This window comes from Streptomyces sp. NPDC088812 (assembly GCF_044750285.1).
Classification (GTDB): Bacteria; Actinomycetota; Actinomycetes; order Streptomycetales; family Streptomycetaceae; genus Streptomyces.
In genome coordinates, this window is sequence record NZ_JBIVJP010000025.1 from 45575 (window position 1) to 70342 (window position 24768).

21 protein-coding genes and 2 pseudogenes are annotated in these 24768 nt (G+C 73.9%); 14 read left to right on the top strand and 9 right to left on the bottom strand.

The genetic code is table 11. The annotated features are described in order from the left end of the window. The first annotated feature begins 5 nt into the window (after positions 1-5). Positions 6-1241, top strand: coding sequence for a DUF4032 domain-containing protein (locus ACIP67_RS34880; RefSeq protein ID WP_401697264.1), 1236 nt, complete (start codon positions 6-8; stop codon positions 1239-1241). A gap of 302 nt (positions 1242-1543) precedes the next feature. On the opposite strand, the gene ACIP67_RS34885 is transcribed toward ACIP67_RS34880, so the two are convergent. Continuing rightward, positions 1544-2416, bottom strand: coding sequence for a universal stress protein (locus ACIP67_RS34885; RefSeq protein ID WP_401697265.1), 873 nt, complete (start codon positions 2414-2416; stop codon positions 1544-1546). Between the two features lie 71 nt (positions 2417-2487). Between ACIP67_RS34885 and ACIP67_RS34890 the strand changes: the two genes are divergently transcribed. From ACIP67_RS34890 to ACIP67_RS34935, 10 genes are all read left to right on the top strand, one after another. Further along, positions 2488-2841: a VOC family protein gene (locus ACIP67_RS34890; protein ID WP_401697266.1), complete on the top strand. Its 354-nt coding sequence runs from the start codon at positions 2488-2490 to the stop codon at positions 2839-2841. A 156-nt stretch (positions 2842-2997) separates the two neighbouring features. Next, complete coding sequence (locus tag ACIP67_RS34895; protein ID WP_401697267.1) at positions 2998-4674, top strand: FAD-dependent oxidoreductase; 1677 nt, start codon at positions 2998-3000, stop codon at positions 4672-4674. Next, the gene (locus tag ACIP67_RS34900) at positions 4671-6200 is read left to right on the top strand and encodes an ATP-binding protein (RefSeq protein WP_401697268.1); all 1530 of its coding nucleotides are present in this window, start codon (positions 4671-4673) and stop codon (positions 6198-6200) included. The genes ACIP67_RS34895 and ACIP67_RS34900 overlap by 4 nt, the downstream gene beginning before the upstream one ends. Beyond that, positions 6197-6550, top strand: coding sequence for a UBP-type zinc finger domain-containing protein (locus ACIP67_RS34905; protein WP_401697269.1), 354 nt, complete (start codon positions 6197-6199; stop codon positions 6548-6550). Before ACIP67_RS34900 ends, ACIP67_RS34905 begins: the two co-directional genes overlap by 4 nt. A 425-nt stretch (positions 6551-6975) precedes the next feature. Beyond that, positions 6976-8193, top strand: coding sequence for a serine hydrolase domain-containing protein (locus ACIP67_RS34910; RefSeq protein ID WP_401697270.1), 1218 nt, complete (start codon positions 6976-6978; stop codon positions 8191-8193). A gap of 116 nt (positions 8194-8309) precedes the next feature. Then, positions 8310-9677: a CAP domain-containing protein gene (locus tag ACIP67_RS34915; RefSeq protein WP_401697272.1), complete on the top strand. Its 1368-nt coding sequence runs from the start codon at positions 8310-8312 to the stop codon at positions 9675-9677. A 91-nt stretch (positions 9678-9768) separates the two neighbouring features. Then, positions 9769-10728, top strand: coding sequence for a pyridoxal-phosphate dependent enzyme (locus ACIP67_RS34920; protein WP_401697274.1), 960 nt, complete (start codon positions 9769-9771; stop codon positions 10726-10728). Positions 10729-11078: 350 nt separating this feature from the next. Beyond that, positions 11079-12734, top strand: a complete 1656-nt coding sequence (locus tag ACIP67_RS34925) for a serine/threonine protein kinase (protein ID WP_401697275.1) — start codon at positions 11079-11081, stop codon at positions 12732-12734. Positions 12735-12808: 74 nt separating this feature from the next. Continuing rightward, entirely contained in the window at positions 12809-13780 is a 972-nt protein-coding gene (locus tag ACIP67_RS34930) for an LLM class F420-dependent oxidoreductase (RefSeq protein ID WP_401697277.1), read from the top strand. Between the two features lie 129 nt (positions 13781-13909). Further along, positions 13910-14674, top strand: coding sequence for a DUF2238 domain-containing protein (locus tag ACIP67_RS34935; protein WP_401697278.1), 765 nt, complete (start codon positions 13910-13912; stop codon positions 14672-14674). Here the strand turns inward: ACIP67_RS34935 and ACIP67_RS34940 are convergent. Continuing rightward, a complete protein-coding gene (locus ACIP67_RS34940; protein WP_401697427.1) occupies positions 14595-15020 on the bottom strand; it encodes a DUF6328 family protein in 426 nt (141 codons plus the stop codon). The two genes, ACIP67_RS34935 and ACIP67_RS34940, sit on opposite strands and share 80 nt — an antisense overlap. 161 nt (positions 15021-15181) lie before the next feature. Beyond that, positions 15182-16165, bottom strand: a complete 984-nt coding sequence (locus ACIP67_RS34945) for an aldo/keto reductase (protein WP_401697279.1) — start codon at positions 16163-16165, stop codon at positions 15182-15184. Positions 16166-16301: 136 nt separating this feature from the next. Here ACIP67_RS34945 and ACIP67_RS34950 point away from each other — a divergent pair, with 136 nt between their 5' ends. After that, positions 16302-18023 carry a cholesterol oxidase substrate-binding domain-containing protein gene (locus tag ACIP67_RS34950; protein ID WP_401697281.1) on the top strand — a complete coding sequence of 574 codons (1722 nt, stop codon included), beginning with the start codon at positions 16302-16304 and terminating at the stop codon, positions 18021-18023. 12 nt (positions 18024-18035) lie between these two features. Here ACIP67_RS34950 and ACIP67_RS34955 read toward each other — a convergent pair whose 3' ends face one another. The 3 genes from ACIP67_RS34955 to ACIP67_RS34965 form a co-directional block, all read right to left on the bottom strand. Next, positions 18036-18779, bottom strand: a complete 744-nt coding sequence (locus ACIP67_RS34955; RefSeq protein ID WP_401697282.1) for a TetR family transcriptional regulator — start codon at positions 18777-18779, stop codon at positions 18036-18038. Between the two features lie 5 nt (positions 18780-18784). After that, on the bottom strand, positions 18785-20287 hold the full coding sequence (locus tag ACIP67_RS34960) for an MFS transporter (protein WP_401697283.1): 1503 nt from the start codon (positions 20285-20287) through the stop codon (positions 18785-18787). A gap of 112 nt (positions 20288-20399) precedes the next feature. Beyond that, positions 20400-21617: an FAD-dependent monooxygenase gene (locus tag ACIP67_RS34965; protein WP_401697284.1), complete on the bottom strand. Its 1218-nt coding sequence runs from the start codon at positions 21615-21617 to the stop codon at positions 20400-20402. Positions 21618-21927: 310 nt separating this feature from the next. Between ACIP67_RS34965 and ACIP67_RS34970 the strand changes: the two genes are divergently transcribed. Then, a complete protein-coding gene (locus ACIP67_RS34970) occupies positions 21928-22380 on the top strand; it encodes an SRPBCC family protein (RefSeq protein ID WP_401697285.1) in 453 nt (150 codons plus the stop codon). Positions 22381-22395: 15 nt separating this feature from the next. On the opposite strand, the gene ACIP67_RS34975 is transcribed toward ACIP67_RS34970, so the two are convergent. Continuing rightward, a complete protein-coding gene (locus ACIP67_RS34975; RefSeq protein ID WP_401697429.1) occupies positions 22396-23103 on the bottom strand; it encodes a ribonuclease H in 708 nt (235 codons plus the stop codon). A 73-nt stretch (positions 23104-23176) separates the two neighbouring features. Further along, positions 23177-23380: pseudogene (locus ACIP67_RS34980) on the bottom strand (VOC family protein); the annotation flags it as partial. 114 nt (positions 23381-23494) lie between these two features. Here ACIP67_RS34980 and ACIP67_RS34985 point away from each other — a divergent pair. Next, a pseudogene (locus ACIP67_RS34985) lies at positions 23495-24163 on the top strand (SAM-dependent methyltransferase); the annotation flags it as partial. A 70-nt stretch (positions 24164-24233) separates the two neighbouring features. On the opposite strand, the gene ACIP67_RS34990 reads toward ACIP67_RS34985, so the two are convergent. Next, complete coding sequence (locus ACIP67_RS34990; protein ID WP_401697286.1) at positions 24234-24716, bottom strand: VOC family protein; 483 nt, start codon at positions 24714-24716, stop codon at positions 24234-24236. Between the last annotated feature and the right edge of the window lie 52 nt (positions 24717-24768).

The following is a 24768-nucleotide window of genomic DNA, read 5'->3' on the forward strand; positions in this document are numbered from 1 at the left end:
GGGCCATGGCTTTGCAGATCAGCGCCACCAACCCGGAACACCCGGCCCTCCTGCTGGAACTGCCCTGGCACCTGCCCCTGGAGGAGTGGCCCGAGGAGGTCCTCGTGCCGCTGCCCCGCGGCATCTCCCGGCACGTGGTGCGCTACGCCCGTGCCGGCGAGGAGGTCATCGCCGTCAAGGAACTGGCCGAGCGCCCGGCGCTGCGCGAGTACGAGCTGCTGCGCGACCTCGACCGGCTGGGCATCCCGGCCGTCGACCCGCTGGCCGTGGTCACCGGGCGCGCCGACGGCGCGGGCGATCCCCTGGAGCCGGTACTGGTCACCCGGCACCTGGGCGGTTCCCTGCCGTACCGGTCGATGTTCGAGACGACGATGCGGCCGGCGACCATGCACCGGCTGATGGACGCCCTCGCGGTGCTCCTGGTGCGGCTGCACCTCGCCGGGTTCGCGTGGGGCGACTGCTCGCTGTCCAACACGCTCTTCCGGCGCGACGCGGGCGCGTACGCCGCCTACCTCGTCGACGCCGAGACGGGCGATCTGCACGCGCAGCTGAGCAACGGTCAGCGCGATTACGACCTCGACCTCGCCCGCGTGAACATCAGCGGCGAACTGCTCGACCTGGAGGCGTCGGGTGCGCTGCACCCCTCCGTGGACGCGATCGAGTTCGGCATGGAGATCTGCGCCCGGTACCACCGCCTGTGGGAGGAGCTGACCCGCACCTCCGTCTACCCGGCGGGCAAGTACCACTACATAGAGCGGCGGATCCGCCGCCTGAACGACCTCGGGTTCGACGTCGCCGAGATGCAGATCGAGCACTCCTCCAACGGCGACACGGTCACCTTCGTGCCGAAGGTCGTCGACGCCGGCCACCACCAGCGGCAGCTGCTGCGGCTGACCGGCCTGGACACCGAGGAGAACCAGGCCAGACGGCTGCTGAACGACCTGGAGAGCTGGATGGCGACCCAGGACGACCACGCGCCCGGCGACCCCCTCGCCGCCCGCCCCGAGGTGCTCGCGCACCGGTGGGTGCGGGACGTGTTCCGGCCCACCGTGCGGGCCGTGCCGGTGGGGCTGCGCGGCTCCATGGACCCGGCGGAGATCTACCACGAACTCCTCGAACACCGCTGGTACCTGTCGGAGCGGGCGCAGCACGACATCGGGCTGGACACGGCGGTCGCGGACTACATCGAGAAGATCCTGCCCAAGGCACGGGAGACGCTGGAGCCGACGACGCCGGAGTGACCCGGCCGTCCGGGGGCCACCCGGCCGTCCGGGCCCCCGGCCGTCCGGGGGCCACCCGGCCGTCCGGGCCCCCGGCCGTCCGGGCCCCAGGCCTCCGAGCCCCAGGCCGTCCAGGCGACCCGGTCGTCCGGGTCTCCAGACCGTCCGCGTCTCCAGACCGTCCGGGCGCCCCGGCCGTCCGGGGCATCCGGACGTCCGGGGCATCCGGCCGTCCGGGGCATCCGGCCGTCCGGGGCATCCGGCCGTCCGGTTCACCCGTGCGTCCGGTTCACCCGTGCGTCCGGTTCACCCGTGCGTCCGGGTCACCCGTGGGGAACGACCGCGACGGGGCAGTCGGCGTGGTGCAGGACGCCGTGCGCCACCGAACCGATCCGGGCGCCGACCGCGGTGCGATGGGCGCGCCGGCCCACGACCGTCAGCTGGGCCCGCCCCGACACCGACAGCAGCACCTGCCCCGCGCTGCCGATCTCCACGTGCTCGACGACCGGCACGTCGGGGAAACGCTCCCGCCACGGCGCGAGCGCCGCGGCCAGCGCCTTCTTCTCGTACGGCTCCAGTCCGCCGGCGTCGTCGAGGAGCTTGAGCGAGGAGGGGCTGTAGGAGAACACCGGGGGCAGGGTCCAGGCGCGCACGGCACGGACGGTGGCGCCGCGGGCGGCGGCCGTCTCGAAGGCGAACCGCAGCACGGGGGCGCTGTCCTCGGGGGCGCCGTGCTGGCCGACGACGATCTCGTGCCCGGCCACCTCGGTGCTGGGGCGGTCCCCGGCACGGACCAGGACGACGGGGCGCGTCGCCTCGGCGATCACCTGCTGGCCGACGGAGCCCAGCAGGAACCCGACGACCCGGCCGTGCCCCCGCGAGCCCAGCACGAGCGTCTCCGCCTCCGCGCCGGCCGCGGCCAGCGTCTCCACCGGGTCGCCCTCCACCACGTCGGCCGTCAGCGGCAGGCCCGGGTGCCGTTCGGTGACCTCCGCGACCGCCCGCTCGACGCCGGCCCGCACCCACCGCTCCTGCGCGTCCCGGTCCGCCACCTCGGCCGCCGCGGCCGACTGGAAGCGCCAGGCGTGCACCACCCGTAGCGCCAGGTCCCGCCGTACGGCCTCCCGGGCCGCCCAGGCGAGCGCCGCGAGGCTCTCGTCCGTCCCGTCGACCCCTGCCGTGATCGGGCCCGTCATCCCGCTGCCTCCCTGTGTCACGCAAAAAAATACCGGTCCGTCGGTCCACAGTCTTCACTACGCTGCCCGGCATGACCTTGGAAGGGGAACAAGTGATCGTCGACGCGGCCGATCCGGTGGCGCTGAGCCGCTGGTGGGCCGAGGCGCTCGGTCGGGTCACCGTCGCCGACGCGCCCGACGAGTACGAGATCCGGCCGGTCCCGGACCGGATGCCGGGCCTGCTGTTCGTACCGGTGCCGGAGCGCAAGACGGTCAAGAACCGGCTCCACCTGGACTTCCGCCCGGACGACCAGGAGGCGGAGGTCGAGCGCCTGCTGGCCCTGGGGGCCCGGCGGGCGGACGTCGGGCAGGGTGATCAGACCTGGGTGACGCCGGCCGACCCCGAGGACAACGAGTTCTGCGTGCTGGGGGCGCGGCGGGGCTGACGGCCGGCGCCGCTTGCCTACCGGCGCACAAGCGTGTGCCGGGAGCGCACACCCCGCGGCCCCCCACGGCGGACCGGAACGATCACGCATACGATGGCGGCAGCCGGCGCGGGCCTCGCCGTGCCGCACGTCGTGACCACTCGGGGTGGGAGACACATGGCACAGGCCGCCGAGACGGCGCGGACCGTCATCCTGACCGTGGACGACGACCCGGGAGTCTCCCGCGCCGTCGCCCGTGACCTTCGGCGCCGCTACGGCGCCTCGTACCGGATCGTGCGCGCGGAGTCCGGCGAGTCCGCGCTGGAGGCGCTGCGCGAGCTGAAACTCCGCGGCGACCTGGTCGCCGTGATCCTCGCCGACTACCGCATGCCGCGAATGAACGGCATCGAGTTCCTCGAACAGGCCCTGGACATCCACCCGGGCGCGCGGCGCGTGCTGCTGACCGCCTACGCGGACACCAACGCGGCCATCGACGCGATCAACGTGGTCGACCTGGACCACTACCTGCTCAAGCCGTGGGACCCGCCCGAGGAGAAGCTCTACCCGGTCCTGGACGACCTGCTGGCGGCCTGGCGGGCGAGCGACCACCGGCCGGTGCCCAGCACGAAGGTGGTCGGGCACCGCTGGTCGGCGCGCTCCTCGGACGTACGGGAGTTCCTGGCCCGCAACCAGGTGCCGTACCGCTGGTACTCCTCCGACGAGCCCGAGGGGCGGCGGCTGCTGGCCGCCGCCGGGGCGGACGGGCGGCGGCTGCCGCTGGTGATCACCCCGGAGGGCACCCCGCTGGTCGAGCCGGACGCGCCCGAACTGGCCGCCCGGGTCGGGCTGGCGACGACGCCGACGGCCGACTTCTACGACCTCGTGGTCATCGGCGGCGGACCGGCCGGGCTCGGCGCGGCCGTGTACGGGGCGTCCGAGGGGCTGCGCACGGTGCTCGTGGAGCGGTCGGCGACCGGCGGGCAGGCCGGGCAGAGCTCCCGGATCGAGAACTACCTCGGGTTCCCCGACGGCGTGTCCGGCTCCCAGCTCACCGACCGGGCCCGCCGGCAGGCCGGCAAGTTCGGCGCCGAGATCCTCACCGCGCGCGAGGTCACGGGACTGGAGGTGAACGGCGCCGCCCGCGTCGTACGGTTCTCCGACGGCTCGGCGGTCGCCGCGCACAGCGTGATCCTCGCGACCGGGGTGTCGTACCGGCAGCTGCGGGTGCCGGGCACCGAGGACCTGACCGGCTGCGGGGTGTTCTACGGTTCCGCGCTCACCGAGGCGCCCTCCTGCCAGGGTCACGACGTGTACATCGTGGGCGGCGCCAACTCCGCGGGGCAGGCGGCGATGTACCTGTCCCGGGGCGCGAAGTCGGTGACGCTGCTGGTGCGCGGGCCGGACCTGTCGGCGTCGATGTCGCACTACCTGATCCAGCAGATCGACGAGGCGCCCCACATCGTCGTGCGTCCGAGGACGGTCGTCGAGGCCGCGCACGGGGACGGCCACCTGGAGCAGCTGACGCTGCGCGACACCGAGAGCGGGCACACCGAACTCGTCGACGCGCAGTGGCTGTTCGTCTTCATCGGCGCGGCCCCGCTGACCGACTGGCTCGACGGGACGGTGCTGCGGGACGACGACGGGTTCATCCTCGCCGGGCCGGACCTCACCTCCGACGGGCGGCCGCCCGCGGGCTGGGAGCTGGACCGGCCGCCGTACCACCTGGAGACCAATGTGCCGGGCGTGTTCGTGGCGGGCGACGCGCGCGCCGAGTCCGCCAAGCGCGTCGCGTCGGCCGTCGGAGAGGGAGCCATGGCCGTGATGCTCGTCCACCGGTACCTGGAGCAGTCGTGAGCGGGCGGACCGTGCCGTGCAGCCCGCGGGAGATCGGCTCCCTGTTCCTGTTCGAGAAGCTCTCCCCCGAGCAGCTCGGACGGCTGTGCCGCGAGGGGCGGGTGGAGCGGTTCGAGGCCGGGCCCGTGTACGCCGAGGGCGCTCCGGCGACCTGCTTCTACGTGATGATCGAGGGCACGGTCGTGCTCTCCCGCCGGGTCGGCGGCGACGACGTCGAGGTCAGCCGTACCTCGCAGCGCGGGGTGTACTCGGGGGCCATGCAGGCGTACCTCGGGGACCGGGTGCCGCAGGTCTACACCAACTCGATGCGGGTGACCGAGCCGACCCGCTTCTTCGTGCTGCCCGCCCAGTCGTTCGCGGACGTCATGCAGGAGTGGTTCCCGATGGCCGCCCACCTGCTGGAGGGGCTGTTCTTCGGGTCGAAGAACACCCAGCGCGCGATCGGGCAGCGTGAACGGCTGCTGGCGCTGGGCTCGTTGTCGGCGGGGCTCACCCATGAGCTCAACAACCCCGCGGCGGCGGCCGTACGGGCCACCGCCACGCTGCGCGAGCGGGTGGCGAAGATGCGGCACAAGCTGGCCGTGATCGCCCAGGGCCCGTACTCGCGCGAGGCCCTGGCCGAACTGATCGACATCCAGGAGCGCACGGCCGAACGCGTCGCCAAGGCACCCGCGTTGAGCCCGCTGGAGGCCTCCGACCGGGAGGACGAGCTCACCGACTGGCTCGACGACCACGGCATCGAGGAGGGCTGGCGGATCGCGCCGGCCTTCGTGCAGGCCGGACTGGACGTGGAGTGGCTGGAGCAGGTCGCGGCGGCCGTGGACGAGGACATCCTGCCGGGCGCGGTCGGGTGGCTGAACTACACCGTCGAGACCGAGCTGCTGATGGACGAGATCGACGACTCCACCACCCGGATCTCCCACCTCGTCGACGCCGCCAAGCAGTACTCCCAGCTCGACCGCGCCCCCCACCGGGTCGTGGACGTCCACGAACTCCTCGACAGCACGCTGCTGATGCTGTCCGGCAAGATCGGGCAGCGCATCCGGGTCGTCAAGGACTACGACCGCACGGTGCCGGACGTCCCGGCGTACCCGGCGGAGCTCAACCAGGTGTGGACCAACCTCGTCGACAACGCCGTCTTCGCCATCGGCAGCACCGGCGGGGAGGGCACCCTGACGGTGCGCACCGCCCGGGAGGGCGACCGGCTGCTGGTGGAGTTCCGCGACACCGGACCGGGTGTGCCGGCGGACATCCGCAGCCGCATCTTCGACCCGTTCTTCACCACCAAGCCGGTCGGCGAGGGCACCGGGCTGGGTCTGGACATCTCCTGGCGGATCGTCGTCGACAAGCACCACGGCAGCCTCCAGGTCGAGTCGGTGCCGGGCGACACCCGCTTCCAGGTCCTGCTGCCGCTGACCGCCCCGCGGCCCGGGACCGCCGACGCCCCCGGGACCGCCACCGACTCCGGGACCGCCACCGACTCCGGCACCGATGCCGCCCCCGAGACCACCGAGGAGCCCGTATGACCGACACCGACGCGCTGGACCCGAGCGTCCCGCCCAGCGGCACCGGCTGCGTCGAATGCGACGCCACCGGCGGCTGGTGGTTCCACCTGCGGCGCTGCGCGGCCTGCGGCCACGTCGGCTGCTGCGACTCCTCCCCCTCCCAGCACGCCACCGCCCACTGGAAGACCACCGGGCATCCGCTGGTGCGCAGCTTCGAACCGGGCGAGGAGTGGTTCTGGGACTACGACGACGACGAGCTGTACGAGTCCGGCCCGGAGCTGGCGGGACCGGCCTGCCACCCGGTGGACCAGCCGGCCCCGGGCCCGGCGGGGCGCGTGCCCGCGGACTGGGCGGAGTCGCTGCACAGCTGACCGCCCCGCGCGTCCCGCGAACCGGTTCCCCCCTCCGACGGCCCCCGACGGCCCTGACGGCCCCGCCGCCCCGATGACAGCGGGCCGGCGGGGCCGTCTCTCCGGTGCGCCCCGACTCCTCGCCGAGTCCGGGCGCACCGTCCGTCTCCGCACCACTGAGGAACCCCATCGAAGAGGCATGTCCACTTAAAGCCGACATCGTCGCTTTTGTTCTCTTCTGCGGCCATACTTGGCCGACCGCACCGCACGGTGATCGACGAACGTCCAACTGTGCGCCGGTCGAGGAGATGTGACGGAACGGAAGAAGGATGCCTCGCATGCATGTGACCGATGCCGCGTCAGCGACTCGCGCGTCAGCGACGGACCCGCGCGAAGGGCGGGCCGGGAGGGGCGCGCGGGCGCTGCGGGGAGGGACGGCGCTCGGGGTGGCGCTGCTGTCCCTCCTGGCGGTCCCGGCGCCCGCCGTGGCCGCCCAGCCACGGCCCACGGCACCTCCCGCCGCGGCCGCCGGCGTGCCGCCGCAGCCGGACCTCGCCGGTCTGCGCGACGTCCTGCGCACGGCGACGGAGCAGGGTGCGCCCGGGGCCATGGCGCGGCTCGACGACGGCGGCACCGCCCACTGGCTCACCGTGGGCGTCGCCGACCGGAGCGCGGGCCGGGCGCTCGGCGCCGGCGACCGCTTCCGGATCGGCAGCGTCACCAAGACCTTCTCCGCCGTCGTCCTGCTGCAACTCGCCGACGAGGGCAAGCTCTCCCTGGACGCCCCGGTCAACCGTCATCTCCCGGGGCTGCTGCCCGACGACCGCATCACGGTCCGCCACCTGCTGAGCCACCGCAGCGGCCTGTACGACTACACCGACGACCTGTTCGCGCAGACCGTGTCGGGCTTCGAGGCGGTCCGCACCAAGGTCTTCACCTACCGTCAGCTGGTCGACCTCTCGCTGCGCCACGCGCGCACGACCGACCCGGGCGGCGCCTACTCCTACTCCAACACCAACTTCGTGGTCGCCGGGATGCTCATCGAGAAGCTCACCGGACACCCCGTGGCCACCGAGTACCAGAGGCGGATCGTCGAGCCGCTGAAACTGCGCGACACCTTCTACGTCCACCCGGACACCGCGATCCCCGGCACCCACGCGCGCGGCTACCTCACCCCCGACGCCCCCGCCACCGCCCTGGTCGACGCCACCCGGCAGACCGTGTCATGGGCGCAGAGCGCGGGCGCGATCGTCTCCAGCACCCGTGACCTCAACACCTTCCTCTCGGCCGTGCTGCGCGGGCAGCTCACCTCGGCCGAGGGACTGGAGCAGATGCGGCGCTGGGTCCCGGCGGGCACCGGGCAGGCGTACGGGCTGGGTCTGCGGCGCCGCGACCTGTCCTGCGGGGTGTCGGTGTACGGGCACACGGGCGCCGTACAGGGCTACTACACGTACGCGTTCGCGTCGGCGGACGGGCGGCGCAGCCTGAGCGCGCTCGCCAACACGTCCAACAGCGCGCGCGTGCACGCCACGATGCTGCGCACCCTGGACTCCGCGTTCTGCGGGACGGGGGCCGGGACCGGCACCGGGACGAAGGCGCGCAAGGGGACGGCAGCGCCGTACGAGCGGGCGGAGGACACCACCCCGGCGACCGTGCGCGAGTGACCCGGTGCGCGGCGGGCGGGGCGGGCGGGCCCGGGGCCGGCGGGAACCCGCCGGCCCCGCCGGCCGTTCTGGGGGCAGGGCCCCGCGGGGCCGGACGACGACACCAGGGCGGCGGGATGAGCGAGTTGGTCCCCGGGGGCAACGTGCCCCTCCCGGGCGGTGCCCTGGCCGTGCGGGTGCCCGGCCCCTTCGACGTCAGCGCGCTGGTCACGGACGACAGCGGCAAGGTCGGCGGCGACGGCGACTTCGTCTTCTACAACCAGCCGACGGCCCCGGGGGCCAGCCTGCGCGGCGACACGCTCACCCTGGACCCGGCCGGGCTGCGGGCCGGCGCCACCCGCGTCACGGTGGTCGTCAGCGCCGCCGACCCGGGCGCGCCACTGGCCCGTCTGCCCCTGCCCACGCTCCACGTCACCGGCCCGGGCGGCCGCCCGCTCGCCCGGTTCGTGCCGCCGCCCCCACGGCAGGAGACGGTCCTGCTGCTCGCGGAGGTCTACCGGCGGGGCACGGGGTGGAAGCTGCGGGCGCTCGGACAGGGGTACGCCGACGGGCTGGCGGGCCTCGCACGGGACTTCGGCGTGGACGTCACCGAGGACGAGCCGGCGCCCGCGCCGCCGACCGCCCGCACACCTCCGCCGTCCGCCCGCACCCCTCCCCCGCCGTCCGCCCCCACGTCCCGGCGGCCGTCCGCTCCCCCTCCCCCGGCGGACCCCGACGGCTTCCTCGCCCTGGTCAACCCGGCCCGCGCGGCGGCCGGTTCCCCCGCCGTCTCGCTGGACGCCCGGCTGGTCTCCGCGGCCCGGGGCCACGCCGCCGCCATGGCCGCCGCCGGACGCCTCGGCGTCGAGGGCCCGGACGGCGTCTCGGTCCACCAGCGGGTCACGGCCACCGGATACCGGTACCTCACCGTGGGCGAGCACCTGGTCTCCGGGCCCCGCACGCCCGCCGAGTTCGTGACGTACTGTTTGGGTGCCGACCGCACCCGGCGCACCCTGCACGACCCGGCGTTCACGCACACCGGACTGGCGTACGTCCGGGACGCGCGGACCGGTGACGTCTTCTGGACCGCCCTGTGGGCGCGCCCGTGCACGCCGGCCGGTCTGGCCCGGACCGAGGCGGACGTCGTCGACCTCACCAACCGCGAGCGGGCGCGCGCCGGGCTGCCGCCCCTCGCCCCCGATCCGCTGCTCGCCACCGCCGCGCGGGCCCACAGCGTGGACATGGTGGCGCGCCGCTTCTACTCCCACACCTCGCCCGAGGGCACCGAGCCGTGGGACCGGGCGGCAGCGGCGGGGTCCGCCCGGCGGACGATCGGGGAGAACATCGCCTGCGGCCAGCGCTCCCCCGCCGAGGTCGTGGAGGACTGGATGAACAGCCCCGGTCACCGCGCCAACATCCTCAAGCCCGCCTTCACCCACATCGGCGTCGGCTTCGCGGGCGGCGGCCCCTCGGGCACGTACTGGACGCAGCTCTTCGGCGCCTGACCTCCCGCCGGCTCCGGTTGACCTCGTCCGTCACGCGCGCCAGGGTGCTCTGGGGCGTGCCCGGACCGGCGCGCCGGAAAGGTGGTCATCCTTGATCGGCATCACGGACATCGAAGCCACGGCGGAGCGGATCGCCGGGCACGTGGTCCGCACCCCGACCCTGTCCAGCCCCGGCCTGTCGGCGCTGCTCGGCGTCCCGGTCACGGTCAAGCTGGAGCTGTTGCAGCGCACCGGGTCCTTCAAGGCGCGCGGGGCGACGGCGAAACTGCTCTCGCTCGGTGCGGCGGAGCGGGCGGCCGGGGTGGTGGCGGTCAGCGGCGGGAACCATGGGATCGCGGTGGCGGTGATGGCCGCCGCCCTCGACGTCAAGGCCACCGTGGTCATGCCGCGTTCGGCGCCCGCCCGGGCCGTCGCGATCGCCGAGGAGGCGGGCGCGTCGGTGCGGCTGACGGACGGCATGGCCGAGGCGTTCTCCCTCGTGGACCGGTTGCGGGACGAAGGACTGACGCTGGTCCACCCGTTCGACGACCCGGTGGTCGTGGCCGGTCAGGGCACGGTCGGGCTGGAGTTCGCCGACGACGCCGACGAACTGACGGACGTCGTGGTCAGCGTCGGGGGCGGTGGGCTGGTCGCCGGTGTCGCGGCGGCGCTGCGGGCCCGCCGCCCGGACGTACGGATCTGGGGAGTGGAGACCGAGGGCGCGGAGGCGATGTCCGCCGCGCTGGCGGCGGGCGGACCGGTGCCGGTGAAGTTGTCGTCCCTCGTCTCCACCCTCAGCGCGCCCGCCGTAGCGCCGCTGACGTACGACCATGTCTCCGCCCTGGTGACCGATGTGCTCGTGGTGCCGGACCGGGAGGCCCTGCGGGGCTGTCACGAGCTGGCCGAGCACGCCAAGGTGTGGACCGAGCCGGCCGCCGGATGCCTCCTCCCGGCCGCCCGGCGGGTCCTGCGGCGGGTGGGGGACGGCGCCCGGCTGGGCCTGGTGGTCTGCGGGGGCAACGCGACGGTGTCGGACATGGCGTCCTGGGCGGAGCGGCACGGATTGCGCTGAGCTCCGGTCCGGACTTCGCGCCGGGGCGGGCAATTTCCGCGGCAGCATTGCGGCGGGCATCACGGCGGGCATCACGGCGGGCATCACGGCGGGCATCACGATGGGAATGGACCAAGCACCGTCGCGGGTTCGCCGGGCGGGTCCCCGGTGAACGTCTCAAGACGTTCACCGGCGGCTGCGCCGCTGGTCGGGCCGCCGGGCCGGGCGAGGTGACGCCGTTGTTCCGGCGCATCCGCCCGGCCATTCTTGAATGAAAGACAGGAATCGCGGCCGCGTGGTGTCCTTTTGAACGCATGCCCCGTCGTCCGCCGTACCACTGGGGAAGGAGTGTTCCGGGGATCCAGCGAGGGATGACCATGGTCAAGGCGCACGTCTCCAGACACGAACTGGTCGCCGGACGGTACCGGCTCCTCGACGTCGTCCAGCGGGAGACGAACCGTGACAGCTGGTACGGGGAGTACGCCGAGGCGGGTGCGGGCGCCCGGCCGTGCCTGGTCACCCGGATCGGACTGCCCGCCGGTCAGGACGCCCAGGGGGCGGAGCAGGCCGCCGACCGCGTGGTGCGCATGTCGCGGACGATGGCCCGGGTGTGTCCCGGCCGGGTCGCCGCGGTCCTCGACGCCGTCGCGGAGGGGGGCTCCCTGTGGACGGTCACCGAGTGGATCGACGGGCAGCCGCTGGGGCAGCTGCTGGAGCAGCGGGGGGCGTTCGGCCCGCTGTGGGCGGCCGCGCTCGGGCTGGAACTGCTCGACGTGCTGGAGGCCGCCCACGGGGAGGGCATCACCCATGGCGAGCTGAGCCCCGGCCAGGTGTTCGTCCGGGCGGACGGGCCGGTCGTCGTGACGGGATTCGGCCTGGCCGGTGCGACGCTCGCGCCCCGTCTCGCGGCGCCCTCGTACGCCTCGCCCGAGCAGGCGCGGGACGAGCGGATCGGACCCGCCGCCGACCTCTGGGCGCTGGGCGCGATCCTCTACACGGCCGTCGAGGGACGGCCGCCGTACCGGGACCGGGAGCAGCCCGGGACGACGTTGCGGAGCGTGGACCGGCTGCCGTTGCGGACACCGCTGCGGGCCGGTGCCCTCGGCCCGACCGTGCAGGGGCTGCTGCGCAAGGACTCCCGGGAGCGGCTGACCCGGCCGGTGGCGCGCCACGCCCTCACCCGGGTCCTCGACGAGCGTCCGCACCCGGTGTCCGCGCCCCGGCCGCGGCGGGCGTACCCCGTCACCCGGATCCCCGTCACCCGGATCCTCGGCCCGCGGTGGAGCGGCCGGGCCATGGCCGCCGGGACCGCCCTGGCCGTGGTCACGGTGGCGGTCGCCGCCCTCGCCGCGACGGGCCGGCTGCCGGGCGGGGGCGAGGCGGCGTCCAGCGGCGCGCAGGCGCGTCCCTCCGCGTCCCCCGCCCCGTCCGGCGGCGACGACGCGGGCGACAGAGCCCCGACCACTGCGGCACCCGGGCCGACCGCGTCGGCGTCCGCGTCCGCCCCGCCGTCGCCCACGGCGTCGCCGACTCCGTCCGCCCCGGCCTCCAGCGGCGCGGTACCCGCCGGCTACCGCCTCTACCGGGCGCCGGAGGGGTTCTCCGTCGCCCTGCCCGACGGCTGGGAGCGGCTGGACACCTCCCGCACCGCCGACGCCTCCTACCGCGTCACCTTCGGCGCGGCGGACGACCCGCGCACCCTCGCGGTGACCTACAGCGAACGCGTCGGCCCCGACCCGGTCGCCGTCTGGCGCGACACCGTCGAGCCCGGTCTGCGGCAGGCGGACGGCTTCCGGCGCGTCGGCACGATCGAGGCGACGACCTACCAGGGGTACGCGGCCGCCGACATGGAGTGGCTCGTCGACGTCGACGGCACCCCGGTGCGCACCTTCGGGCGCGGGTTCCTCCTCGGCGGGCACCGCGGCTTCTCGCTCCGCTGGACGACGCCCGCCGCCGACTGGGAGGAGACCGGGAACCGGCAGGCCCTGGACACCTTCCTGCGGACCTTCCGGCCCGCCGCGGGCTGACGCGCTCCGGGCGACGGCACTCCCCCGCCGCCCGTGGCCCGTTTCCGCACCGTCCCACCGGGGACCCGGGACGCATGGTGCGCATCGGATACACGATGATGACCGAGCAGGCCGGCCCTCGTGACCTGGTCGACCACCTGGTACGGGCCGAGGAGGCGGGCTTTGACTTCTCCGTGACGTCGGACCACTACTTTCCGTGGCTGCGCGCGCAGGGTCACGCGCCGTACGCCTGGAGTGTGCTGGGCGCCGCCGCACAGGCGACGTCCCGCATCCCGTTGATGACGTACGTGACGTGTCCGACCATGCGCTACCACCCGGCGGTCGTCGCCCAGAAGGCGGCGACGATGCAGCTGCTGTCCGGGGGCCGGTTCCGGCTCGGGCTGGGCTCCGGGGAGAACCTCAACGAGCACGTGGTGGGCGGCGGATGGCCCTCCGTGGACGTGCGGCACGAGATGCTCCAGGAGGCGGTGGACGTCATCCGCGCGCTCTTCGAGGGCGGGCACGTCACGCGGCACGGCACGCACTTCGACGTGGAGTCGGCGCGGCTGTGGGACCTGCCGGACGAGCCGACGCCCCTCGGCATCGCCGTCTCCGGGGAGCAGTCCTGCCGGCTCGCGGGCCGGTTCGCCGATCTGGTGATCGCCACCGAGCCGAAGTCCGGGCTGCTGGAGGCGTTCGACCGGCACGGCGGCGCCGGCAAGCCGCGGGTGGGCCAGTTGCCGGTGTGCCACGACCCGGACCGGGAGACGGCGGTGAAGCGGGCGCACGCGCAGTTCCGCTGGTTCGGCAGCGGCTGGAAGGTGAACTCCGAACTGCCGCACCCGGACTCCTTCGAGGCGGCGACCCGGTTCGTGACACCGGACGACGTCGCCTCCTCGATCCCCTGCGGCGACGACCCGGACGACTTCGTGGAGGCCGTACGCCCGTACGCCGAGGCCGGATTCACCGAGATCGCCCTGGTGCAGATCGGCGGCGACTCCCAGCCGGCGTTCCTGGAGTGGTCGGAGAAGACGCTGCTGCCCGCGCTGCGGGACGCCTTCGGCTGACGGGGCCGTGCCGACGGCGGCACTGACTCGGCTGACGGGACCGTGCCGACGGCGGCACTGAGTAGCGGTACTCATGCCGTCGCCCCGGGCGGTGTTCCAGGATGGGGCTCCACCGACAAGGAGCGTCCCATGACCCCTGTGCCCGCCCTGACACCTGTGCCCGTCGCCCCGCGCCGCACCCTTCCCGTCGTGGCGGCCGGGGTGGTGGTCACGGGGCTGGCGCTCTCCGCCTGGCACCCCCACGACCGCACCACCTGGTTCCTGGAGACGGTGTGGATCCTCGTGGGGCTGCCGGTGGTGGTGCTGACCTGGCGGCGGTTCCCGCTCACCGGGCTGCTGTGCGGTCTCCTCGCGGCCCACGCCCTGGTCCTCGCGCTGGGCGGCCACTACACGTACGCGCAGGTCCCGCTGGGCGACTGGGCGCGCGACGCCCGCCACCTGGACCGCAACCCGTACGACCGGTTCGGCCACCTCATGCAGGGGTTCGTGCCCGCGATCCTGGTGCGCGAGCTGCTGATCCGTACCTCCCCGCTGCGCGGCAGCCGCTGGCTGGCGCCGCTGACGGTGTGCGCGTGCCTGGCCTTCAGCGCCGTCTTCGAGATGTTCGAGTGGGCGGCGGCCGTGATCGGCGGGCAGGCGGCGGACGCCTTCCTCGCCACGCAGGGCGACGTGTGGGACACGCAGTGGGACATGTTCTGCGCGCTGATCGGGGCCACGCTGTCGCTCCTGCTGCTGAGCAGGGTGCACGACCGCGGGCTGCGGCGGCTGGAGGCGCCGCGCGTCACCGCGACGTACAGCGGCAACGGGTCACGCGTCACCGCGACGTATAGCGTCGACGGGTCCACATCGGCACCGCGAACCAGCACAGCACGTACCACAGCACCACTGCGCTGACCAGCCAGGGCACGAAGCCGTCGTGGGTCGCCACCCGCAGGATCAGCAGCAGCGCCGCGGTCATCGTGGCGAGCAGCAGCACCAGTCCGACGAAGGTCATCCGGGAGGCCCACCGGACGGCCTGCGGCTTCACGCGTCGCCCGGCGACCAGCCGGTGCAGGGAGACCGGGCCTATCAGGGCGCCGGTCGCGCAGGCGCCCAGGACGACGGTCATGATGTAGATGGCCCGGTCGACGCTCGTCAGCTCCGGGTAGCGCGGAGTGAACACGACCGTGAGCAGGAAGCCGAAGAGGATCTGCACGCCCGTCTGGGCGACGCGGACCTCTTGGATCAGCTCCCCCCACATCCGGTCCGCCCGCTCCTCCTCCGTCTCGTTGCGCCCTCTGCGCCGCTCGGCCTCCGCCGCGGTGTCGGTCACCTGGTCCTCCCCGGGTCGCTCGACTGTTCGGTCGTCTCCCCGGCGAGTACCCCCTGGACGGCGATTTCCTCGGTCCGCCGCCCGGACCGCTACCAGCGGCCCTCGACCTGCTCCTTGATCCGCCGCTCGTACAGGTCCCCGATCGCCGCCAGGGTCGTCTCCGGGAGGGCGGGCAGCCTGGCGGCGGCCGCGTTGGCGCGGGCCTGCTCGGGCGAGCGGGCCCCGGGGATCACGGTGGTGACGCCGGGCTGCTGCACGATCCAGCGCAGCGCCAGCTGGGCCGGGGTGTACCCCTCGGGGGCGAGGGCGGCGAACTCGGCGGCTGCCTCGACACCGGTGGCGTAGTCGACGCCGGAGAAGGTCTCGCCCTGGTCGAAGGACTCGCCGTGCCGGTTGTAGGTGCGGTGGTCGTTCTCCGGGAAGACGGTGTCCTTGGTGTACTTGCCCGACAGCAGGCCGGAGGCGAGCGGGACGCGGGCGATGATGCCGACGCCGGCCTCCCGGGCCGCGGGGAGCACCTCGCGCAGGGGCTTCATGCGGAAGGGGTTGAGGATGATCTGCACGCTCGCCACGCCCGGCCGGGCGATCGCCGTGAGGGCCTCGGCGCAGGTCTCCACGCTGACGCCGTAGTGGGCGACGCGCTCCTCCTCCACCAGGGTGTCGAGGGCGTCGAAGACCTCGTCGGAGGAGTAGACGGAGGTGGGCGGGCAGTGCAGCTGCACCAGGTCGATGCGGTCGACGCCGAGGTTGCGCCGGGAGCGGTCGTTCCAGGCGCGGAAGTTGTCCAGGACGTAGTTCTCCGGGATCTGGTCCACGCGCCGGCCCATCTTCGTGGCGACCAGCACGTGCAGGTCGGGGCGGCTGCTCAGGAAGGTGGCGATGGTCTGCTCACTGCGTCCGTCGCCGTAGACGTCGGCGGTGTCGAGGAAGGTGACCCCCGACTCGGCCGCCGCCTCCAGGACCGCCAGGGCCTCCTTGTCGTCGACGTCCCCCCAGTCGGCGCCCAGCTGCCATGTGCCGAGGCCGACGACGGATGCGTGCTGACCAGACCTACCGAATTCGCGCTCGTCCATGGCGTCAGTCTGTCATCCGTCCCGGCCCCGCGGTGAACCGGCCGTTCCGGCCCGGCACCTGTGAATCTTTCACCCGCACGAGTGATGATGTTCGAGGGTTGGGCCCTCCGCGCGGACGGGCCCCTAGCGTGAGCCCGTGACTGACCGTTCACTGAGCAACCATCAGCCGGGAGACACCACCTGGACCCGCCGCGGCCTGCTGCGCGCCGCGGCCGCCCTGGCCGCCGGGCCGTGTCTGATCGCGGCGGACCCGGCCGCCGCGGCGGCCGAACTGCCCGGCTTCCCGGCGGACGTGACCCTCTCCCGCACGGCGTACCGCAACTGGGACGGCGAGATCACCGCCGTCGGACTGTGGGCCTGCGCGCCCGACGGTCCCGTACAGGCGGTCGCCGTCGTCAACTGGGCGTGGCGGAACGGCTGGACGGTGCGGGCCCGGGGCGCCGCGCACGGCTGGTCGCCGCTGACGGTCGCGGAGGGCACGCCGTCGGAGGCGCGGGTGCTGCTCGTCGACACCGCCCCGCACTTCGACGGCCTGGCCCTGGAGTCGGCCGACGAGGTCCGCGCCGGCACCGGGGTCACACTGGAGGCCCTGCTCACCTTCCTCGAAGGGCACGGCCTCGGCGTCACCGCGTCGCCCGCGCCCGGGGACCTGACGCTGGGCGGCGCCCTGGCCGTCGGCGCCCACGGCACCGCCGTGCCCGCGCGCGGGGAGCGGCGGCTGCCCGGACACACCTACGGGTCGCTCAGCAACCTCGTGCTCTCCCTCACCGCCGTGGTGTGGGACCCCGACAGCGGCGCTTACGCGCTGCGCACGTTCACCCGGGACGAGGCGGACTGCGCCGCGCTCCTCACCCACCTGGGGCGTTCCCTGGTGACGGAGGTGACCCTGCGGGTGGGGCCCGACACCCGTCTGCGCTGCGTCAGCCGTACGGACATCCCGGCGGGCGAGCTGTTCGCGGCGCCCGGCTCGGACGTGCGGACCCTGGAGAGCTTCCTGGAGTCGGACGGGCGGGCGGAGGCGATCTGGTTCGCGTTCACCGAGTTCCCGTGGCTGAAGGTGTGGTCGGTGCAGCCGGCCAAGCCGCTCACCTCACGGCGGGTGACGTCCCCTTACAACTATCCGTTCTCCGACAACGTCCCGACGCCGGTGGCGGACCTGGCCGGGCGGATGGTGTCGGGCGCGGCCTGGTACCTGGCACCGGTGCTGGGCAACGCGCAGCTCGACGCGGCCGCGCTGGGGCTGGTGGCGACGCTGTCGGCGGACATCTGGGGGCCGTCGAAGAACACCCTGCTGTACGTGCGGCCGACCACCCTGCGGGTGCACGCGAACGGATACGCGGTGCTCACCCGCCGGGACGGGGTGCAGCGGGTGGTCGCGGAGTTCACCGCGTTCTACCGGGAGCGGCTCGAGGCGTACGCCGCCGCCGGGCGGTTCCCCGTCAACGGCGCGGTGGAGATCCGCGTCACCGGACTCGACGACCCGGCGGACACCGGGCGGGCGGGAGCGCGGGCTCCGTCGCTGTCGGCGCTGCGGCCCGACGCGGACCGCCCGGAGTGGGACACGGCGGTCTGGCTGGACGTGCTGACGCTGCCCGGCACCCCGCACGCCGAGGCGTTCTACCGCGAGCTGGAGGCGTTCCTGCTGACGACGTACGACGGCACACACGCCCGCACCCGGGTCGAGTGGTCCAAGGGCTGGGGGTACACCGGCACGTCCGCGTGGAGCGACGAGGACGTGCTGGAGACGGCCGTGCCGTCCTCCTTCGGCCCGGTGTGGACCGAGGCGGCGGACTCCCTGGAACGGCTGGACCCGCACCGGGTCTTCCGCGCCCCGCTGCACGCGCGGCTGTTCGGGTAGGGCGCCTGTGGGCTACGGCGTGAGGTGGGCCTGGACCGTCGGTCCGTAGCGGTCGGCGATCTCGTCGGCCGGGGCCGCCCGCAGCTCCGGGCCGCGGGCGATGCCGAACATCACCCCGAGACCGAGCAGGGTGGCCACGGCGAGCTCGGCGCGCAGGCCGGCGTCGGGGCCCGGGAGGCGGGCCGCCAGGCGGGCGGTGACCTGGGCGCGGAAGTTGGCGCGCAGCACGTCGCCGTGGTCGCCGTGCAGCGGGGCGAACGCGATGCGCAGCAGCGGGTCGGCGCCGCGCTCGCGCTGGCTCACCAGCACGTGCCGGACCATGTGGCGGCCGAGCCGCTCCAGGGGGGCGTCCAGCAGGGCGTCGGCGTCCTCCTCGAAGGACATCACGCGCGCGACGAGGGCTTCCTTGTTGCCGAAGTACTTCACGACCAGCGGCGCGCTCACCCCGGCGCGTTCCCCGACGGCCTTGAGGGTGATGTCGGCGGGCGCGTGACGGGCGAGGAGGTGCCGGGCGGCGCGCAGGATGGCCGCCTTGGTCGACTCGGCGTCGCGCCGGACGGGGCCGGTGTCGCGCCGGGCGGCGGAACGGGCCGGGGCGTTCCGCCGCCCGGCGCGGGCGCCGTCCGCGGGCGTGCCCGAGGGCGGCGTGCCGTGCGGGTCAGTGCCGTGCGGGTCAGTGCCGTGCGGGTCAGTGCCGTGCGGGTCCGCGTCGGCCGGCGCGGTCCGGGGCGGGTCGGTTCCGGGGGGAGTGCTCACGGCGGTCATGTTCCCTCCATCGCCCCGTCCGCCACGGACCGGGTCCGGCCCCGTTCCCCGCCCGCGGGGCCCGGCTCGGCGTCGGGGCCGCCGGGGACGGTCAGCGCCACCGCGCACGCGGCGAGCGCGACGGTGCCCGCGGCACCGAACGTCAGCAGGTAGCCGTGGAGCGTCGGTACCGGCAGCCCGCCGACGGGGCTGGTGTGGTGCACCAGGATCGCGGCGACGACGGCGCTGGAGCAGGCCTGGCCGATCGTGCGCATCAGGACGTTGACCCCGTTCGCGGAGGCGGTCTGGTCGGCCGGGACCGCGCGCAGGATCAGCGCCGGGAGTGCCGAGTAGGCGAGGGTGGTGCCCATGGCCACCACCGTGGCTCCCAGCATGATCATCCAGAGTTCGCGGCTGTCGGCGATGCGCACCCCGTACCCGGCGGCGATCACGGCCGCCCCGAGGGCGAGCGTGACGCGCGGGCCCCGGGACGCGGAGACGCGGGCGGCGACCGGGGCGAGGAGCAGCATGCTGAGGCCGCCGGGCAGCAGGCACAGGCCCGTCTGGACGATGGACAGCCCGAGTCCGTAGCCGCTGGCCTCGGGCGCCTGTACCAGTTGGGCCGTGACCAGCGTGTTGGCGTAGAACGCGAAGCCCGTGAGGAGGGCCGCCACGTGCGGGAGGCCGACCCGGGGGCGGGACACCAGCCGCAGGTCCACCAGGGGCTCGGGGGTGCGCAGCTGCTGCCGCCACCACAGGCCCAGGACGACGACGGTGCCGAGGAACAGGCTCAGGACCGGGGCGCTGCCCCAGCCCCACTGGCCGCCCTGGGACACGGCGAGGAGCAGGCAGATCAGCCCGGCGGCCAGGCCCAGCGCGCCCGTGACGTCGAACCGTCCGGGCCGGCGCACCGGCGACGGCGGCACGGCCCACCGGATCAGCGCGACGCCGGTCGCCCCGAGGGCGGCGGTCACCCAGAACATCACGTGCCAGTCGGCGTACTGCACGACCACCGCGGCGGCCGGCAGGCCCAGCGCGGCGCCGATGCCGACGGTGGCGCTCATCAGCGCCACGGCGGAGTCCCGGCGCTGCGGCGGGAGTTCGTCGCGCAGGACGCTGATCGACAGCGGTACGACGGCGGCGGCGGCGCCCTGGAGGACCCGGGCCGCGATCAGCACGCCGATCTCGGACGTCAGGGCGCAGATCACCGACCCGGTGGTCATCAGCGCGAACGACAGGAGCAGCACCCGCCGCTTGCCGTACATGTCGCCCGCGCGGCCGAGGACCGGGGTGAGGACGGCACCGGACAGCAGGGAGGCCGTCACCGTCCAGGAGACCGCCCCCGCCGAGGCACCGGTGAGGCGGGGCAGGTCGGGCAGCAGTGGCACGACGACGGTCTGCATGACGGCCATGAGGGTGCCGCAGTACGCCAGGACCGGGACGGTGAGGCGGGCCCGCAGACCGCCGGGGAGGCGGCCCGCGGCGGTCGGGGAGGCGGGTATCGGACCGGGCGACGCCATGGGCACTCCCTGGACGGAAGGAACTGACGGAAGGCACCCGGAAAGACGGGTGAATGACGATTCACCCTAGTGGTGAATCGTCATTCACCCAAGCCGGTGGAGCCTCTTCGGGTCAGGCGCGCGTGGCCGACGCCCGCGCGTGCGCGGTCCGGGCGAGCCGCGGGCCCAGCCAGCGCTTGAACCGCCGCAGCGCCTCCAGTTGCCCGGCGGCCCGGTCGAGCCGGTGGTAGAGCCGGGGCGGGACGTACGGGAGCAGGGGCGAGTGGCGCTGGCCGAGCAGGGCGAACATCTGCTCCGGGGGGAGGTCGATGTAGCGGGTCAGGCTCTCGTACCACTGGGCGCTGTGCCGGGCGGCGCTCTGCGCGGGGAGGAGGGCGGCCTTGCGTTCGTGTTGGTAGCGGGCGAGCGCCTGCGGGAGGTCGGCGCACTCCCGCAGGGCGTCGGCCAGCGCGAAGGCGTCCTCCAGGGCGAGGGTGGTGCCGGCGCCGGTGGAGTAGTGGGTGGTGTGGGCGGCGTCGCCGAGGAGGACGAGGTTGCCGCGGTACCAGGCGCGGTTGGTGAGGGTGCGGAAGGTCAGCCACCGGGCGCGACCGCCGGCGGGGGCGCGGCCGATGAGGGGGTGGCCGTCGAGGACGTGCGCGAAGAGCCGTTCCAGCAGGGCCAGTCCGTCGGCCTCGCTCGCCCGGTCCAGGCCGAGGCCGGTCCAGGTCCGCGGGCCGCACTCGATGACGCAGGTGCTCCGCTCGGCGCCGCAGGGATAGCCGTAGCACCAGATCCACCCGTGGCCGGTCTCCACGAAGGCGAAGGTGAAGGAGTCGAAGACGCGGGTGGTGCCGAGCCAGAGGTAGGGGTTGCGGCCGGTGGTGAGGTGCGTGCCGAAGTGGTCGGCGTGGCGGGTGCGCAGGGCGCTGTGGACGCCGTCGGCGGCCACGAGGAGGTCGGCCTCCGGCGGATCGTCGGCCGTGATCTCGCGCTCGAACTCCAGGTGGACACCGAGGTTCCGGGCGCGGTCGGCGAGGATCTCGAGCAGCCGGTGGCGGCCGATGCCGTGGCCCACGTCTCCGGGTTGACGGATCGCCAGGCCACGGACGTCGGCGACGCCCTGGTTCCAGCGGACGGAGCCGCCCTCGAGAGCGCGGGCCGACTCGGGGTCGCGGGCGTGGAGTTGGTCGAGGAGGGCCTGCCAGTAGGTGACGCCCCAGCCGTAGGCCGAGCCCTCGGGGCCGCGTTCGTACACAGTGATGTGGTGGGACGGGTCCTGCCGCTTGAGCAGGATCGAGAGATACAGGCCCGCGGGCCCACCGCCGACACAGGCGACCTTCACGCACACCTCTTGGCATGGACGGAGCGCGGCCGGACGGACGGACCGTGGCCGATTGACGACGCAGAGTAGCAGTCGGCTTGTAGGACCCGCTGCCCCGTTCGGCCGATTCCGCCTTGTTTTTCATGTATGTCACACCGCCGACCCGATGGGTCCGGTGTGAACATCACCGGAAGGGATCGTTCCCAGGGAAAGGAATTGCCATTTCCGCGTCCCGCGCGCACCACCCCGCGGTCCCGGCCGGCCGGGGCGGGATTCGGTGCGCGGGCCAGGGGTACCCGGGGCTGCGTACCGGAAGAGAGTGAAGGAGGAGACGACCGTGACGCAGGTCGAGGAATCCATCGAGGTCAGTGTCCCCGTGCACACGGCCTACAACCAGTGGACGCAGTTCGAGACGTTCCCCGAGTTCATGAGCGGGGTGGAGCGCATCGAACAGCGCACCGACACGCTCACGCACTGGGTCACGGACGTGAACGGCGTGCACCGCGAGTTCGACGCCGAGATCACCGAGCAGATCCCGGACGAGCGGGTCGCCTGGACGACGGTCGGCGGGGAATCCCGGCAGGCCGGCGTGGTGACCTTCCACCGCCTCGACGAGGAGCACACCAAGGTGATGCTCCAGATGGACTTCGAGCCGGAAGGCATGACGGAGACCATCGCCGACAAGCTGGGGTTCGTGAAGCGGCAGACGAAGGGAGACCTCAAGCGCTTCAAGGAGTTCATCGAGGAGCGCGGCCACGAGACCGGAGGCTGGCGCGGCGCGGTCACCTGACCGACGCCGGCCCGGTCACCCGGCGGCCGCCGTGCGGCACTCCGGGTGACCCCAGCCCTGGTCGTTCTTGGCGATCGGCTCGCCCGCCGCATAGGACCGTCCACACGCGCAGCGGCCGGGGAACTTGGCCTTGATCGTGCGGGACGACGAACCACCGGACCGCCGGGGTGCCTTGCCCCCGGCGGTCCGGTGTCGTGCGCCCGTGGCCGGCGGGGTGTCGGGCGAGGGCGGCGGCTCGGGCGAGCCGAGGGCGCTGCCCGCGGGCTGCTGGACGACCGCCGCCTGGCTGGCCGCCCGGTCGGCGAAGTCGTTGAGCCGGTCGCCGTCGACCTGGTGGGCGGGCACGTAGCGGAAGTCGACGGTGCGGCCGTCGAGCAGTTCGTCGATGCGCACCACCAGGTCCTGGTTGGCGACCGGTTTCCCGGCTGACGTCTTCCAGCCGTTGCGCTTCCAGCCGGGCAGCCAGGTGGTGACGGCCTTCATCGCGTACTGCGAGTCCATGCGGATCTCCAGCGGCACGTCCGGGTCGACGGCGGCCAGCAGGCGCTCCAGCGCGGTCAGTTCGGCGACGTTGTTGGTGGCCTTGCCGAGCGGGCCGGCCTCCCACTGGGCCGGTCCCTCACTGGCGTCGGAGATCACCCAGGCCCAGCCGGCGGGTCCCGGGTTCCCCTTCGAAGCCCCGTCGCACGCGGCCACCACACGTTCACGCATGCGCACGATGATGCCACGGTGGGGCGGGGTGTCCGGCCACCGGGGGGCGGGCCGCGAGGGACCCGCCGCGACAGCCCGGCCGCCGCTAGGTTCTGTCGTCGGAGACTTCCGTGATCTTCGGCATGTCGCCCTCGGTGGTGGTGACGTCGATCACCGAGAAGTCCGCGCCCTGCGGATCGGTGAGGGCGGCGAACCGGCCGAACGGCGTGCCCATCGGACCGGACCGCAGGGTGGCGCCGAGCCCGGTGGCCGTGGCGACGGCGCCCTCGCAGTCGGGGACGGTGAAGTAGGTTCGTGCACAACGGCGCGGACGACGTCCGGGTCGTGCCGGAGACCCTCACCGAGCTGCCGATCCTGCGCGGCTACGGCGACACCGCCGTCCTGCGGGAGATCGCCGGCCGCGCGGATCACCGCGGAGCTGCACCGGCTGGAACACGCCCAGGCCGAACTCCTCGCCGCCCGGCTCGGCCCCCTCACCCCGTCCGACCGGGTCTTCGACGCCGGGTGCGGGCGAGGGGGCGGCAGCGTGGTGGCGCACCTGCGCTACGGCTGCCACGCGGACGGGGTGACGATCTCCGCGAAGCAGGCCGAGTTCGCGGGCGAGCAGGCCCGCAGGCGGGGCATCGCCGACAAGGTCCGCTACCACCACCGCAACATGCTCGACACCGGTCTGCCGACCGGCGCGTACGCGGCCTCCTGGAACAACGAGTCCACCATGTACGTCGAGCTGGACCTGCTGTTCGCCGAGCACGCCCGGCTGCTGCGCCGCGGCGGACGGTACGTGGTGATCACCGGCTGCTACAACGACACGTACGGGCAGGCCTCGCGCGAGGTCTCGCTCATCAACGCCCACTACATCTGCGACATCCATCCGCGCTCCGCCTACTTCAGGGCGCTGGCCCGCAACCGGCTCGTCCCGGTGCACGTGGAGGACCTCACCGAGGTGGCGCTGCCCTACTGGGAGTTGCGCAGCCGGGCCGAGCACCTGGTGACGGGCATCGAGGAGACGTTCCTGTCCGCGTACCGCAACGGCAGCTTCCAGTACCTGCTGATCGCGGCCGACCGGGTCTGACGGCGCAGCGTGGGCGCCGGCCGGTGACCGGGCGATCCCGGCCGGCGCCCACGGTGAGGGACGGCGGGCGCTACTGGCCGTCGTAGGCCTTGTGGAGGGCGGCGATGTCGAACTTGCCCATGGAGAGCATGGCCCGGGTGGCGCGGGCGGCCTTCTCCGGGTCGGGGTCGGTGACCATCTCCAGGAGCACGGTGGGGACGACCTGCCAGGACACCCCGTACTTGTCCTTGAGCCAGCCGCAGGGGCCGGGCTCGCCACCGCCCTCGACGAGCCTGTCCCAGTAGTGGTCCACCTCCTCCTGGTCGGCGCAGTCGATCTGGAAGGAGATCGCCTCGTTGAAGCGGAACTGCGGGCCGCCGTTCAGCGCGACGAACTTCTGGCCGTTCGCCGTGAACTCCACGGTCACCACGGACCCGGGGACGCCCGGCCCGGCCTCGGTGTAGCGGGCGACGTTGCCGACGCCGGAGTTCTTGAAGATCGACACGTAGTGGTGGGCGGCCTCCTCGGCCTGGCCGTCGAACCAGAGACACGTGGTGAATCCGTCGGTGGTCATGCGGTCCTCCTGGTGCGGTGACGGAACGCGGAGCGCGCTCGTCAGTGTCGAC

Bases quoted from the DNA above. Each gene is read 5' to 3' on its own strand.
- ACIP67_RS34880 (WP_401697264.1), top strand. From the start codon at position 6: ATGGCTTTGCAGATCAGCGCCACCAACCCGGAACACCCGGCCCTCCTG.
- ACIP67_RS34885 (WP_401697265.1), bottom strand. From the start codon at position 2,416: ATGACGGGCCCGATCACGGCAGGGGTCGACGGGACGGACGAGAGCCTC.
- ACIP67_RS34890 (WP_401697266.1), top strand. From the start codon at position 2,488: ATGACCTTGGAAGGGGAACAAGTGATCGTCGACGCGGCCGATCCGGTG.
- ACIP67_RS34895 (WP_401697267.1), top strand. From the start codon at position 2,998: ATGGCACAGGCCGCCGAGACGGCGCGGACCGTCATCCTGACCGTGGAC.
- ACIP67_RS34905 (WP_401697269.1), top strand. From the start codon at position 6,197: ATGACCGACACCGACGCGCTGGACCCGAGCGTCCCGCCCAGCGGCACC.
- ACIP67_RS34915 (WP_401697272.1), top strand. From the start codon at position 8,310: ATGAGCGAGTTGGTCCCCGGGGGCAACGTGCCCCTCCCGGGCGGTGCC.
- ACIP67_RS34925 (WP_401697275.1), top strand. From the start codon at position 11,079: ATGACCATGGTCAAGGCGCACGTCTCCAGACACGAACTGGTCGCCGGA.
- ACIP67_RS34930 (WP_401697277.1), top strand. From the start codon at position 12,809: ATGGTGCGCATCGGATACACGATGATGACCGAGCAGGCCGGCCCTCGT.
- ACIP67_RS34935 (WP_401697278.1), top strand. From the start codon at position 13,910: ATGACCCCTGTGCCCGCCCTGACACCTGTGCCCGTCGCCCCGCGCCGC.
- ACIP67_RS34940 (WP_401697427.1), bottom strand. From the start codon at position 15,020: ATGTGGGGGGAGCTGATCCAAGAGGTCCGCGTCGCCCAGACGGGCGTG.
- ACIP67_RS34945 (WP_401697279.1), bottom strand. From the start codon at position 16,165: ATGGACGAGCGCGAATTCGGTAGGTCTGGTCAGCACGCATCCGTCGTC.
- ACIP67_RS34960 (WP_401697283.1), bottom strand. From the start codon at position 20,287: ATGGCGTCGCCCGGTCCGATACCCGCCTCCCCGACCGCCGCGGGCCGC.
- ACIP67_RS34990 (WP_401697286.1), bottom strand. From the start codon at position 24,716: ATGACCACCGACGGATTCACCACGTGTCTCTGGTTCGACGGCCAGGCC.